Below are 13,282 nucleotides of genomic sequence, written 5' to 3'. Positions count from 1 at the left end.
GAGCCAAATATACGCCTGTATCGTTCAATTCTATTTATTGAGAAAAACTCAAAATAAATAGATTTTATACTTTATTTTTATGCGCAAGGGCAAAACAAAAACGTTTTTTTTGCATTTAACGTAAAAAAATGCACCATAAGAGAAAATAAGTTTTATATTATCTTATCAAGAATGAGGATTTTATTATGAAAAAAATTAGTATTCTTTGGTTTGGATTGCTTCTACTGTGGGCTTGCTCTGACGGCAATGGTTCTAGGGGTGTAATAGACATATCCAATCCAGATGATTCCGAATCAATTGAGCAATCATCCAGTGATATCCAGAGTTCATCCAGTTCTAAGCCCAACGAGGATAAATCCTGCAGTTCCAGCACGATTAAATCAGCAAGTTCTTCGTCCGTCAACAAAAAAAATTCTTCCAGTTCTGAGCCGACGTCTTCTAGTTCTAAAGATTCAAAATCAAGCTCATCCAATTCCGAATCGGGTTCTTCTAGTTCCAACAACTCAGAATCAGGATCCTCTAGTTCTGACAATACTGAATCAAGTTCTTCGAGTTCCAAATCTAGCAGTTCCACACAATCATCTTCTTCTCTGGAATTGAAAGCAACAGAGGTTTCCCCCATTCGTATCCAGTCAATCAGCATCACCCCAAATGCCGACAAAACGACATTCATTATCTCAGGAAGCGCTACTTTAGACGCACATGACACAACCGCAATCTCCGGTAGTGATTCAGATCCGTTCTTTACAAAAGTTGATTTTCTCCTCGCCCATGTGAACGAACACGGCCAAAACGAAAACGCCTCACTACAACTTCAATACGCTCCCCTAACAGGGCCTACGGTAGCAATTAGTTTTGAGGAACAGGGTACAAAAATAATTGATTCAGCGAAAACCCAATGCGGAACATTCAAATTGTTCATTATACTCAAAGCGAGCAACGACATCGCAATAGAAGATAAGTTCATCACCATTGATTCCGTAGAATTCGTTCGTGACCCCGCATACTGCCAGGCAGAACCGGGAAGCACAATTGCGCAAGTTGAACTTAGGAAATTTACCGGTCAAATGCAGACCTCAACAACCCGTGGATACTCATTCAAGAATGATGCCGAGGTTCCTGTAGAACAAGCCCAAATTCAAGTCAGCAAGGACGAATTAACAGGACAGTTAACACTTCATGGAGTCAACGGCTACAAGGTTGCCAAGTATAGCAATGGTCAAAACCATGAATATGATGACGACTGGACCGCCACTAACTTACCTCCTGCCCCGGCACACACAACCGACTTCAAGTACTCACCGACCAAGCTTGCAGACGCCACAGATTTCGAAAAGGAGGCATTCTGGGTGGTCATTGGGCCGAGATTCAACCAAGAAACCGCAAATGATTTTTATGCCGTTGCTCTCAAAGAAAGCGAATTTATAGAGGGAACTAACGTAGCTCAGTTAGAGATTGTGTATTACAAAAAGTAAGCGATTATTTTAGCGACCATTCAGGGATATCCTGAATGGTTGCATTTCCAATTCTCATTTATTTATCCTTTACCGTTTCTTGAATACGACGATTTCGGCATCGGCGCCGTTCTTGCCGTATTCGCTCACGAGAATGTAGCGTTCGTCGCAGGCGATACCAAAACAGCGCCCTTCGGCACCCTGCTTTTCGACCTGGTTGCCCCAGTAGCTTGCGTTGTCGTCTAAAAGCTTGACGCTGTTGCCGTTGATCTTGTATTCCTGATTGATGAACGAGCCCTGCAGTACAAATAGGTTTTCGATGGTCGGCATATCCTTGATGTTCAGAGCATTGACTTCTTCAATCAGTTTTTGCTTGATAGGAGAATTGGCGTGCGGAAGTTGGTCCGCGGGGAGGCGCCAGCGCTTGAGTGTCGGGAAATACTTGCGCAGCTCCACTTTGTACTCTTCGCGGGTAAGGCTCTTGCCTGTATTCTTGTTGAATTCATCGACGAACTGCGAGCAGAATTCGACCATCTGTTCCATGTTGAAGTCGCCGGTGAAGGCACCGTCTTTATAGCAGTAGATGCAGTATTCTTCGTTCTTGCTGCCGTCGGCGTTTGTGCCCAAGATTTCCGGCGTTAGCGGCATGCCACAGCTCTGACAAAATTTCATTTCCATAAGTTCTCCTTTTTTGAGTTATATATGCACAAATGTACACTATTTAGAATAATCTGTCAAGCCAAGATTGTCGAAGCCCTTTCGAGCAGAAAAAATATATATTTCCCAAAAAAAGGATTTTGTCTTTAATGAAGTCCAGGAAGGCTTTCATGAAAAATACACTTAAATACTTTTTTGGGGTATTTCTCCTATTTTCTGTTTGCGCATGGAGTAAAGCATCTGATATCCTCATCGTCGTTGACGACGAAATGATATTAGACAAAGAAATCAGGAACGCCATAATCACCTATACAGATGACATTTGGAATACTTATCAAATAAATGCCTCTGTCGAATCTTTCAAATCCCAGAAGAACGGCGGGAAAGTCACCGACCTAAAAGAAATGCTCGTAAGCAAGAAGAATTCCATCACGGGAGCCATTTTTGTTGGAGACATTCCGCGAGCTCAATTTGAATTCTACCAGAAAACAGAAGAAGGATTCCGATACCAACGTTGGGTAACAGACTTTTACTTCATGGATCTTGACGGTATTTGGAAAGACACGGCCGCCGGAGGCCCCGAAGCCTATGGCGGAAAGTTGTTTGATACCACCACGACAACATTAAACTTCGATGTACGCGATGGTTCTCCGATACCAGGGAAAGTACCAGCGGATAGTTTTTCAATTGCATATTCCGGATACCTCAAATCTCCAGTCACCGCACTTTGTTCCCTGCAACTTACCACGGACAACGACAGGCGACTTTGGATTAACGATTCCCTGCTCATTGACGCATGGTTCAACAACTGGGACATTCCATATTACAGCGCTTTTAAATTCAAGAAAGACAGTCTCTACAAATTCAAACTAAACTATGCAGAGGAATATGGCGCCGCTTATCTTACACTAAAATGGAAATGCGGGGATGATGCCTCCTACGAACCAATCCCTGATTCCGTTTGGCGTCAAAATGACAAGAGCACACGCGGTCTCAACCAAACCTATTACGGAAATATTTTCATGAAAGATTCGCTCCCCGAAGAAGACATTAAGCACCTTTGGATTTCTGGAAAATCCAATGGAGTTTTTGACGGGCACTATTCCAAAAGTGGCGCAGTTTCTGATTCCTTTGAAATATGGGTTTCTCGAATTGACCCCAACACGGCAGGTTTCTACGGTAACCCAAAAACACTTTTATTGAACTATTTCGAGAAAATCCACAACTACTATCTCGGTTTGTTCAAGAAACGTACGCGTAGTGCCATGTTCCTAACTGAGGAAGGAGGCCTAGACAATCCTCTCGACCAGAAATTCGTTGATGGTTTGAGCCTTCTTTATTCTCCAGACTCCCTTGATAAGTCTATCGCTGACGGGCAGGAATATTTAGACAACATTAAATCAGACAAGTATGATTGGGCCGTTTACGGTGGGCATGGAGGCCAGACTGGCCTTGGAAACGGGCTGGATATAACACGAGTGGAAAGAAACATGTGCGTGTCACCGAGATTCTTCCACTTTGCCTGCTGTGGTCCACTTACCTGCTATGATTTCTACGGCAACGCCAATAGCGCCTCTGTTGGAAGCGAGCATATCTTTAACACGATTAACGGCGGTTTTGTAAGTATCGGTTCATCCAAAACCAGTGGAAGCGACCAAATGGATGGTTTCATGTACGACGCCTTTGAGCACAAATTCATTGGCGAATCGTTCCGAGAATGGGTAAACAAAAGGGTAAAAAAGAACCAGTACAGTCACAAGGAAGACCTTTTCGATTGGTTCTATGGAGAATCGATTATCGGAGATCCGATGCAAAAGCTGGCAGTGCCCGAACAAGCATCGAATCGCATCCATAAAGTCAAAGCACAACAGATGCCACAAAAAAGCAGCAAGCTGTACGACCTTTTGGGAAGAACCAAAGGCTATTCCAACATCCAGTAATGTCCACTAAAAAAAGCCGTCATACTTTTTCAGAAAAAAAAATAGATTAGAAGAATGAAACCTGCAAATTCACCCCGAAAATGATGTTTTTAGGCTATTCCGGTCATTTTGACCGCCGCAGCATAACCACAGCAGGTTCGCAAACATACAGCCAAGCTTGACAGAGCCCGCCAAGAAACCGCAGCCAATTTACAGCCAATAAAGATTTTTAACGCAGCAATACGGAAAGGCTTGACAGAGCCATTTTAAAAATTTGTCAAGTCCTTTCCGCTCTTTTTTTACAAGGCTGCGGCGGTCAAATTGACGATTTTAGACTAAGGACAGCATTTTGAAGGTGAATTTGCAACCTTGGAGGGGCTACAAAAGCAGTGAGAAAAATATATATTACTTAATATGAGATTAGGTTGTATACACGCTTTTTTTCTTGCTGCATCTGTTTATGCCGCAACATCCATTACCCCTGTAGCACCCAAACTTTCGAACGGATGTTACCAAATTGGAACAGCCGCAGAACTTTACGGTTTTGCCTCCATCGTGAATGGAAGCAACGGAATGGCGCAGAATATGGCGGCGTGTGGCAAACTCACTGCAAATATCGTGGTCAACAAAAACGTGATTGCGAACGATACGCTCAACGGCGACGGTTCGGCTTTTATAACCTGGACTCCGATGAAAAAATTCAGCGGTACCTTGGACGGCCAGTACCACACCATTTCTGGCCTTTACATGAACGGCGACGAAGATGCTGCCCTGATTCTGTCCGTCAAGCCGCCCAAGGACGAAGATACAGTGACTGTCAAAAATCTAGGCATCGAGGATTCATACTTTTTCAGCCGCAGAAGCGCTTCGGGAGTCATCGGTAACATCGATACAGGAACGGTCGTGATATCCAATGTCTATAGTGTCGCATTTGTACGCGGTTACTATGGGTCGACAGGCCTGGTCGGCAATGCGAATAAAGGTCCACTCTATGTCCGGAATTCATATACGCACCCTCCGAAATCCATCATCAAGGAGGTAGGGCTTATTGGCGGAGCTTATGCGGGAACAATCAATAAGGTAGTCAACAGCTACGAGCCTTATGAGCATAACGTCTATTCCAGTACCAACACCACAATGGTCTATTCTTCTAAATTCGCCGACGGTTCAATCGCACAACGCCTTCACAATTCCCTTGGCGGTAGCGCCTGGGGACAAAACGTAGGGACCGATCCGCATCCCATATTCAGCGGAACGGTAACTGGGTATACAGGTACAGACTCGGTCTACAGTCTTTCTTGGCATAACGTGACCATGGATAATGAAATTTATGCCGTCGGCTATATAAAGGGGTCCAGGATTACTTTTCCGATTCCCGTCCGTGATGGTTACGCTTTCCTAGGCTGGTTCAACAATGCTAATCTTACCGGGAATCCGATTGAAGGCATTGAGTACAAGACGACGGGTAACCTAGATTTGTATGCCATGTGGACTCCGCTCCCCAAAAAGAAAGGGGACTGTTATGAAATACGTACAGAAGATGATCTTTATGGTTTTGCCGCCATAGTGAATGGAGCCCCTGGAGCTATTCAAGAATCTTGCGCCTGTGGTAAGCTTACGGCAGACATCGCCTTGAATGAAGACCCCGAAAAGGGGTATAAGCCCTGGTTTCCTATCTCGGATTTTTGCGGGACATTCGATGGCAACGGCAAGAGCATTTCGGGATTGTATCGTTACGATACATTGAGTAATATGGGATTTTTCGGATCCGTAAAAGAAAAGTACATCACCTATAAAGAACGCTACAGGGCAACCATCAAGAACTTGGAAATCAAGAACGTATATTTCGAAGGCGGTGGCTGTATAGGAGCCCTTGTGGGTAATGGATCGGGGGTGGATATCGATAATTGCCATACCAGCGGCAGTGTCGTGTGGGGATCTAGTGCGGGAGGATTTGCGGGGTGCCTGCGTGATGCGTCCATATCGCATTCGTACAACGAAGCCCATGGCTCTGCTAGGGTTTCTGTAGGCGGTTTTGTCGGTAACGTATCCGGCGATTTACTCGTTACGAATTCCTATAACTTGGGACGTTTCGAGAATTATATGAATTGTTGCCAAGATTACAACTTTGCTTTATTCGGTCGAGCCAATGGAACGATTACTATTGAAAACTCATACAACATGCCTATTATCGATTACTGGTATAATAGGGAGCCCCCGTCTGCAACTTTGACTGATGAAGGCGACGTGGATTCCGCTTTTAACGTTTTTTACTACGGAGCGAAAAAAGGTCCTGACGGAACTTGGGTGAGTGAACAGGAATTCCGCGATGGAACTGTTGCCAAGTTGCTGCACGACTACAAGAGCGAGCGTACCGACGGCTCCATTTGGGGGCAGAACGTATGGGTCGACAAATATCCGACTTTCAAGGACAGTATCATAGTGGCATCGTCCTTTACACCCAAGACGCCTAAAATGGTCGACGGTTGTTACCAGATCGGTTCCACAGAGGAACTCTACGGCTTTGCGAGCATCGTAAATACATCCCTTTATAACATCGTTCCCTTCTGTGCAAAACTTACCAACGACATTACCATGAACAAGAATGTCATGGCCTCTGCAGAACATCTCAGGGATGGTGAAAACGATTTTATCCAGTGGACTCCCATAAAAGAATTCGATGGCGAATTCGATGGGCAGGGCCACACGATTTCGGGACTTTATTTCAACGACTCGGCAGTTGCAAACGCGGGCCTTTTTGGCTCGGTGTTTAGCAGGGATTCGCTTTTCCCCACAAAGATCATAAACGTCGGTATTACTGATTCTTATATACGCAGTAATGAAAATGCAGGTGGCCTGATTGGAAAAGTTGATACGCTCAGCAAGAGGGTGATTGTAAAGAATTGCCACAGCGATGCCGTTGCCGATGGCTACTATCATTTTTCCGGGTTGATTGGAGCGCACCTTGACGGTGTTCTTGATGTAAGCGAGTCTTATGCCACGCGTACGACAGACATGGGGGTGGGTAGCCTTGTCGCCTATACAACGGGAAGGTTGAACATTCTCAATTCGTACAGCATCGATGTGGGCGGTAGAGGCCTGGTCGGGTCTACCCCCTCACTTCATTTCATAGGGTCTGATTCCATCGTTGCACACATCAGCATCGAAAATTCCTATGCGCTTTCCAAGAATAAATCTACGGGAGAATGGGACTGGGTTGGCGTAGTCAATGCCCCCTATAATGTTCCGGTTGTTTATAGAAACGCCTACCGCTACGAAAATACTCAAGGGTTTATAGATCCGGATTCAAACAAGGCCCTTTATTTTGAGGTAACGGCAGATCAAATCAAGGACGGCTCTCTCGCAAGCGCCTTGCACATGTACAAGAATGAAAATATAGATGGAGCCGTATGGGGCCAAGAAGTCGGTGTGGACGAATATCCTAAGCTTACGGGGATCATCAGTGGTGCTGCCACTGTGAAAACGTCTCCGCTGGTCCTATACACCTTTGACGGCGATACTGTCGACTATCCAGATTCCTATGTCAATGGGATAGCGTTGTCCCTTCCGGTTCCTGTTCGCGCGGATTATTCGTTTAAGGGTTGGTACGACAACGCCGAATATTCCGGCCAGCGGTATGAAGCTATTCCCGACACAGCCTCCGGGGAAAAAGTCTTTTATGCAAAATGGTGGCATATTCCGCAGGTCTCTGGCGGCTGCTACGCAATCGGTGCTGCCGATGAACTTCACCAGTTCGCAGAAGACTACAACAGGACTGCCCCCGGCGCTGTTTGCGTAAAGTTGATTGCCGACATCGTAGAGAACAAAAACGTGACGATTGATGACCAACTGAATGTGGCTGATACCGCATTCTTCCAAGAATGGACTCCAATCAAGAGTTTCCGCGGGACTTTTGATGGTCAGGGGCATACCATATCGGGACTTTACTATGACGACAAATACGAGATCAGCGCAGGGCTTTTTGCATCCATAGGCGATAACTACGAATTTTCTACTGTCTCTATCAAGAACTTGAACATCAAGGATTCTTATTTCAAGGCCGCCAGCTGGGTTGGAAGCTTGGTCGGTATTTCCAAGTGGAAAACGGACCTTTTCGTGGAAAATGTTACCAGCGAAAGCATTGTTGAAGCGACGATTTACCAGGCTAACAAATCCGATGGAACGAAGGTTGGTGGACTTGTCGGTTATTTCTTCGGAGAATCGGACGAATGGAGAACCTTGGAACTAGTGAATGTAATCCACAAGGGGCGTTTGTCTAGTACTTCAGAAAGTGCTGGCGGACTTGTCGGTAGTCTTTTTTCTGCAAGAATAATCATTGTACATGCAAGTCATGAGGGAGCCATTTACGCACGGGAACATGCTGGTGGACTGATTGGCGAGGCAAACAATGATTGTCAAATTGATTTGGCGTATGTGTACAACGAGGGCTCTGTGGAAGGACTCTATATCGGGGGCCTAGTAGGGACCAATAGGAGTCCACTTAACATATACAACGCGTATAATGTTGGCGAACTGAAAACCTCAAGAAAGCCCGGCGGCATTATTGGTGATGTTTATGGAGAAGTGAATTTGGTCAACTCCTTCAACATGGGCAAGGGAACGGCTTCAACGAGTCCTTTCTATAGTTACAAACGTGAAGGAGTTGTAATTCAGGTCGATAACGCATTCCACTTGGATTCCATCAATGCATTGGATGGTTCTACGCCCGTATCCGAAAAGGAATTTACGGACTTCACCTTGGCTAAAAAGCTTCATGACTACAGCAAGGGATGGGTCACGGGCGATGGTTGGACCCAAAAAGCGGGGGATTTCCATCCTGTATTCGATACAGCATACTTGAATAAACACGCCGCAGAAATTGCGAAGAACATTCCGGCTCCATCCAGCAGTTCCATGGCATCCTCTTCAAGCGAAGTAGAGTCTTCTTCTAGTGAGATTGCATCCTCTTCAGGCGAAGTAGAGTCTTCTTCTAGTGAAGTCGCATCCTCTTCAGGCAAAGTAGAGTCTTCTTCTAGTGAAGTCGCATCATCTTCAGGCGAAGTAGAGGCTTCTTCTAGTAAAGCAGCATCCTCCTCAAGCAAAAAAGTCTCCTCTTCGTCTAAAGGCTCCAGCTCCAGTTCTGTTAAAAAATCTAGCTCTAGTGGCGCAAAATCTTCGTCTTCTAAGACGTCAACTACAATTGCTATGACTGCGGCTCCTCGATTCGTGATTCAAACTGTAGGTCGAACAGTCCAAGTCGAAGGTTCCAAGGCCGGCAAAAAGTACATCGTGATGGACCTTCAAGGTCGCGTAATTACTCTCGGCTATACATTAGAGAATTTCTCCATAGTGATTCCAGCACCTGGAACCTACCTTCTCCGAATCGATGGAGAAATTGCCAAAGTGAATGTAGAGTAGAAAACAGACACAGCCTGCAACGCGTAAAAAACTAAATTTACGCCCGTTTTCTAGGTAATGCATGGGCGTGTCAAAGACGAACATCGATATGCTGAACGGGCCCCTCGGGAGAAAGATCCTGAGGTTTGCCATTCCTATTGCCTTGAGCAGCATTTTCCAGCAGATGTTCAACTTGGCGGATGTCGCTGTGGTGGGGCAGTTCGCAGGCGACAAGGCTCTGGCAGCCGTGGGTGCGAACACGTTCGTCATCAACATGCTCATCAACCTGTTCGTCGGGATTTCCGTGGGCGCGAACGTGGTGGTGGCAAACTCCATCGGCGCGCGCAGCTACCGCTCCGTGACCCGCAGCGTCCACACGTCGGTGATAATGGCTTTCTTTAGCGGAATTTTCCTCTCGTTCGTGGGAATTTTTTTTGCAAGGCCGATTCTCGAACTGATTTCAACGCCTTCGGACGTATTGGACATGGCGGTACTTTACCTGCAAATCTACTTTGCGGGGATGCCCTTTGTAATGATTTACAACTTTGTCTCCGCCATCCTGCGCAGCAAAGGCGATACAAAGCGGCCGCTTTACGTGCTCATGGTAGCGGGTGCCGTCAATGTGGCGCTGAACCTGGTTCTGGTGGCGGGCTTTGACATGGGTGTTGCTGGCGTGGCGATTGCAACGGTCATAGCCAATACCATCAGCGGGATTACCTTGTTCTACATGCTATTGCACGAGGTGGGTCCCTTCAAGCTGGAATTCTGGAAGTTACGCGTGACACCCTTCTTCTTGAGCCGAATACTGCACGTTGGGCTCCCGACGGGGCTCCGCGGCGTCGTATTCTCGTTCAGCAATGTGTGTTTACAGTCGGCCATCAACAGCCTCGGTTCCGCGACGGTGGCGGCCTCGTCCATCGCCTTGAATTACGAATTCATTGTGTATTACTGGCTGAGTTCTTTTTCGCAGGCTTGCGTGACCTTCGTGGGGCAAAACTTCGGAGCAAAGAACATGGAACGTTGTCGCCGCACGGTCCGCTGGACGCTCCTGCTCGGCAGCTCCTCCACCATCGTATTGAGCGCGCTCTGCTGCATTTTTGCAAGGCCCATGTTGAGTGTATTCACGTCCAATACCGAAATCATCGAAATCGCATCTATCCGCATGTACGTGGTAGTAGGGCTCCTCGCAATCAACGTCTTCTTGGACGTGTTTTCGGGAGCGCTTTCCGGAATGGGCAAATCCCTGCCTCCGGCGCTCACCTGCATGGCGGGCGTCTGCGGCATCCGCATTCTATGGGTGATTTTCGTGTTCCCCAGGTACAAATCGTTCGCCTCGCTGATGGTCGTCTACCCCATCAGTTGGATCATCACGATTGCGGTCATCATGGGAATCTATTTCTACAACATCAAGCGGCAGAAATTTTAGCCCTGAGTTTTTTTATTATTTCCAAAACACCCCGAGGCACACATGGAAGAAACGTTCAAAACCAAAGGCGTTTGCGCAACCACAATCCAGTTCACGCGTGACGGAGACAAAATCAAAAACATCCGCTTTACGGGCGGATGCAACGGAAACCTGAAGGCTATCGCAAAGCTTTGTGAAGGCATGACCGCCGAAGATATTGCAGCAAAGCTCCTAGGCAACACCTGCGGCGGAAAGCCAACTTCTTGCGCCGACCAGCTAGCCCGCGCCGTACTCGGTCGCGAGCCCTAGTTCATGGCAAGGAGAGCGGCGTTTATCCGTGATATAATTTACTTGTCTGGTATGTCGGCTCGGTGGTAAGGTTCACACCAAGACGACGGAATACGCCCACATCAACTTGAGACAAAATAACACTTGAATGTACCTCGCAATGGCGCAGTTCCGAAAGCTTTTCCATTGCAAGTTTTGCATTGTAGTCTGTCAGTGCGCAAACAGAAAGTGCCACCAAGACCTCATCCATATGCAAACGAGGGTTGTTATGCCCAAGCTGTTTGGTTTTTAAGTTCTGGATAGGCTCAATAACCATCGGAGAAAGCAAACGCACCTCATCCGGAATACCCGCAAGGTGCTTGAGCGAATCCAGCAACATTGCAGAAGACGCTCCAAGCAGCGACGAAGTCTTGCCCGTGATGATAGTGCCGTCATTCAACTGAATAGCGACAGCAGGACCTTCGGTCTCTTCGGCTTTTTGGACTGCGGCAGCAATCACCGGGCGATTCGCAGTACTGATCTGCGCCTGCTCCATGATGAGTTCCTGCTTGTAAATCTGGTCTTTTTCCGCGTTGCCCTTGCGCACGTCGCAAAGCGTGTTGTAATAGCGGCGGATGATTTCCTGGCGCGCGGCCTCGCAAACGGCGTCGTCATCGACAATGCAGTTGCCGGCCATGTTCACGCCCATGTCCGTGGGGCTCTTGTACGGAGATTCACCAAGAATACGCGTAAACAGCGCATTCAGCACCGGGAAAATTTCCACATCGCGGTTATAGTTGATGGTAGTTTGTCCGTAAGCTTCCAAGTGGAACGGGTCGATCATGTTCACATCGTTCAAGTCGGCGGTAGCGGCCTCGTAAGCGAGGTTCACCGGATGCTTGAGCGGAATATTCCAGATGGGGAACGTCTCGAACTTGGCGTAACCGGCCTTCACGCCGCGCTTGTTCTCGTGATAAATCTGCGAAAGGCACACGGCCATCTTTCCACTGCCCGGGCCCGGAGCCGTCACCACGACGAGTTCGCGCGTCGTTTCGACAAATTCGTTCTTGCCGTAACCGTCGTCGCTTACAACCAAAGGAATGTTGCTCGGGTAACCCGCAATCGGGTAGTGGCGGTAAACCTTGAGGCCAAGTCCTTCCAGCTTCTTCTGGTAGGCAATCGCACTCGGCTGTTCCTGCCAGCGGGTCAGCACCACGCTGCTCACGTACAGGCCGTAACCGCGGAACGCATCGATCAGGCGGAGCACGTCCTGGTCATAGGTAATGCCGAGGTCGCCGCGGACCTTGTTCTTCTCGATGTCGCCCGCATTGATTGCAATAATGACTTCAGCCTTGTCCTTGATTTTCTCAAGCATGCGGATCTTACTGTCAGGAGCGAAGCCAGGCAACACGCGGGATGCGTGATGGTCATCGAACAGTTTTCCGCCAAATTCCAGGTAAAGCTTTCCGCCGAACTTCGCAATGCGCTCGGCAATTTTTTCGGACTGCGTCTTGAGGTACGCCGCGTTATCAAAACCTACTTTGAACATCTTTCTTTTCGCCTTCAGACAATCTTAAAATTAGCCACACAAAAATAAAAATTTTCGAGACAAACACGGCACCCGCCCCGATGCAAAACAAAGCAGTCTCGAATCAGCATAAAAAAGTGCCCCCAGGGTAGGAATTTCACGATAACCCCAGAGGCACCATTGTACGGAGATCTTTAGCCGATTACGAGACCTTCGTTCGTGGCAATATCACCTTCAATGTGGAAAGAATTCAGTACCGGATGTTCGCGGTCCTGTAAAGAAAGGATCAAATAGCTCGCCCTGCTATCGTAGGCAAGGCGCTTGTCTTCTTCCGACGGGCGAGAAGGGGATTCCGGATGGGAATGCCAGTTGCCCAGCGGCGAGAGGCCGTTTGCACGCATGTCCTTGATGGCGGCAAGCTGTTCCTTGGGGTCCAGCGAAAAATGCTCGTTCGAATGGTCGATATTCGTGAGCAGGTAGACCTTCTCGATATGCTTGTCGCTACCTTCGATGCGCCCCGCAATCAGCCCGCAGGCCTCTTCGGGGAGGTTATTCACAGCATGCGCGAGGATTTTTTCGTAGTTGTCTTTTGAAATTGTAATCATTGAAAACCTCTAGGAATGAGGTGTGGGCGCTTCAGGTGATTAGTGGTTGG

General features: G+C 47.5%; 9 protein-coding genes. 5 read left to right on the top strand and 4 right to left on the bottom strand.

The annotated features are described in order from the left end of the window. Positions 1–157 precede the first annotated feature (157 nt). Entirely contained in the window at positions 158–574 is a 417-nt protein-coding gene (locus Q0Y46_RS01450) for a hypothetical protein (protein ID WP_297944043.1), read from the bottom strand. A gap of 22 nt (positions 575–596) precedes the next feature. Here Q0Y46_RS01450 and Q0Y46_RS01445 point away from each other — a divergent pair, with 22 nt between their 5' ends. Then, the gene (locus tag Q0Y46_RS01445; protein WP_297944040.1) at positions 597–1,475 is read left to right on the top strand and encodes a hypothetical protein; all 879 of its coding nucleotides are present in this window, start codon (positions 597–599) and stop codon (positions 1,473–1,475) included. A gap of 69 nt (positions 1,476–1,544) precedes the next feature. Here Q0Y46_RS01445 and Q0Y46_RS01440 read toward each other — a convergent pair whose 3' ends face one another. Beyond that, a complete protein-coding gene (locus Q0Y46_RS01440; protein ID WP_297944037.1) occupies positions 1,545–2,132 on the bottom strand; it encodes a zinc ribbon domain-containing protein in 588 nt (195 codons plus the stop codon). Positions 2,133–2,281: 149 nt separating this feature from the next. Between Q0Y46_RS01440 and Q0Y46_RS01435 the strand changes: the two genes are divergently transcribed. The 4 genes from Q0Y46_RS01435 to Q0Y46_RS01420 all read left to right on the top strand — a co-directional run bounded on the left by Q0Y46_RS01435 (position 2,282) and on the right by Q0Y46_RS01420 (position 11,141). Further along, a complete protein-coding gene (locus Q0Y46_RS01435; protein WP_297944034.1) occupies positions 2,282–4,051 on the top strand; it encodes a PA14 domain-containing protein in 1,770 nt (589 codons plus the stop codon). 393 nt (positions 4,052–4,444) lie between these two features. Continuing rightward, a complete protein-coding gene (locus tag Q0Y46_RS01430; protein ID WP_297944031.1) occupies positions 4,445–9,448 on the top strand; it encodes an InlB B-repeat-containing protein in 5,004 nt (1,667 codons plus the stop codon). Between the two features lie 67 nt (positions 9,449–9,515). Then, positions 9,516–10,853, top strand: coding sequence for an MATE family efflux transporter (locus Q0Y46_RS01425; protein WP_297944028.1), 1,338 nt, complete (start codon positions 9,516–9,518; stop codon positions 10,851–10,853). A 42-nt stretch (positions 10,854–10,895) separates the two neighbouring features. Next, on the top strand, positions 10,896–11,141 hold the full coding sequence (locus tag Q0Y46_RS01420; protein WP_295685275.1) for a TIGR03905 family TSCPD domain-containing protein: 246 nt from the start codon (positions 10,896–10,898) through the stop codon (positions 11,139–11,141). 22 nt (positions 11,142–11,163) lie between these two features. Here the strand turns inward: Q0Y46_RS01420 and Q0Y46_RS01415 are convergent, their stop codons facing one another. Next, positions 11,164–12,648: a DUF1846 domain-containing protein gene (locus Q0Y46_RS01415; RefSeq protein WP_297944025.1), complete on the bottom strand. Its 1,485-nt coding sequence runs from the start codon at positions 12,646–12,648 to the stop codon at positions 11,164–11,166. A 173-nt stretch (positions 12,649–12,821) separates the two neighbouring features. Beyond that, positions 12,822–13,232 carry a M67 family metallopeptidase gene (locus Q0Y46_RS01410; RefSeq protein ID WP_295685279.1) on the bottom strand — a complete coding sequence of 137 codons (411 nt, stop codon included), beginning with the start codon at positions 13,230–13,232 and terminating at the stop codon, positions 12,822–12,824. Between the last annotated feature and the right edge of the window lie 50 nt (positions 13,233–13,282).

It is taken from the genome of uncultured Fibrobacter sp., from assembly GCF_947305105.1.
Classification (GTDB): domain Bacteria; phylum Fibrobacterota; class Fibrobacteria; order Fibrobacterales; family Fibrobacteraceae; genus Fibrobacter.
This window is presented reverse-complemented; position numbering and strand designations above follow the sequence as displayed.

Excerpts from the sequence above, each read along its gene's own strand:
- Q0Y46_RS01440 (WP_297944037.1), bottom strand. The coding sequence starts at position 2,132 with ATGGAAATGAAATTTTGTCAGAGCTGTGGCATGCCGCTAACGCCGGAA.
- Q0Y46_RS01435 (WP_297944034.1), top strand. The coding sequence starts at position 2,282 with ATGAAAAATACACTTAAATACTTTTTTGGGGTATTTCTCCTATTTTCT.
- Q0Y46_RS01430 (WP_297944031.1), top strand. The coding sequence starts at position 4,445 with ATGAGATTAGGTTGTATACACGCTTTTTTTCTTGCTGCATCTGTTTAT.
- Q0Y46_RS01420 (WP_295685275.1), top strand. The coding sequence starts at position 10,896 with ATGGAAGAAACGTTCAAAACCAAAGGCGTTTGCGCAACCACAATCCAG.
- Q0Y46_RS01415 (WP_297944025.1), bottom strand. The coding sequence starts at position 12,648 with ATGTTCAAAGTAGGTTTTGATAACGCGGCGTACCTCAAGACGCAGTCC.
- Q0Y46_RS01410 (WP_295685279.1), bottom strand. The coding sequence starts at position 13,232 with ATGATTACAATTTCAAAAGACAACTACGAAAAAATCCTCGCGCATGCT.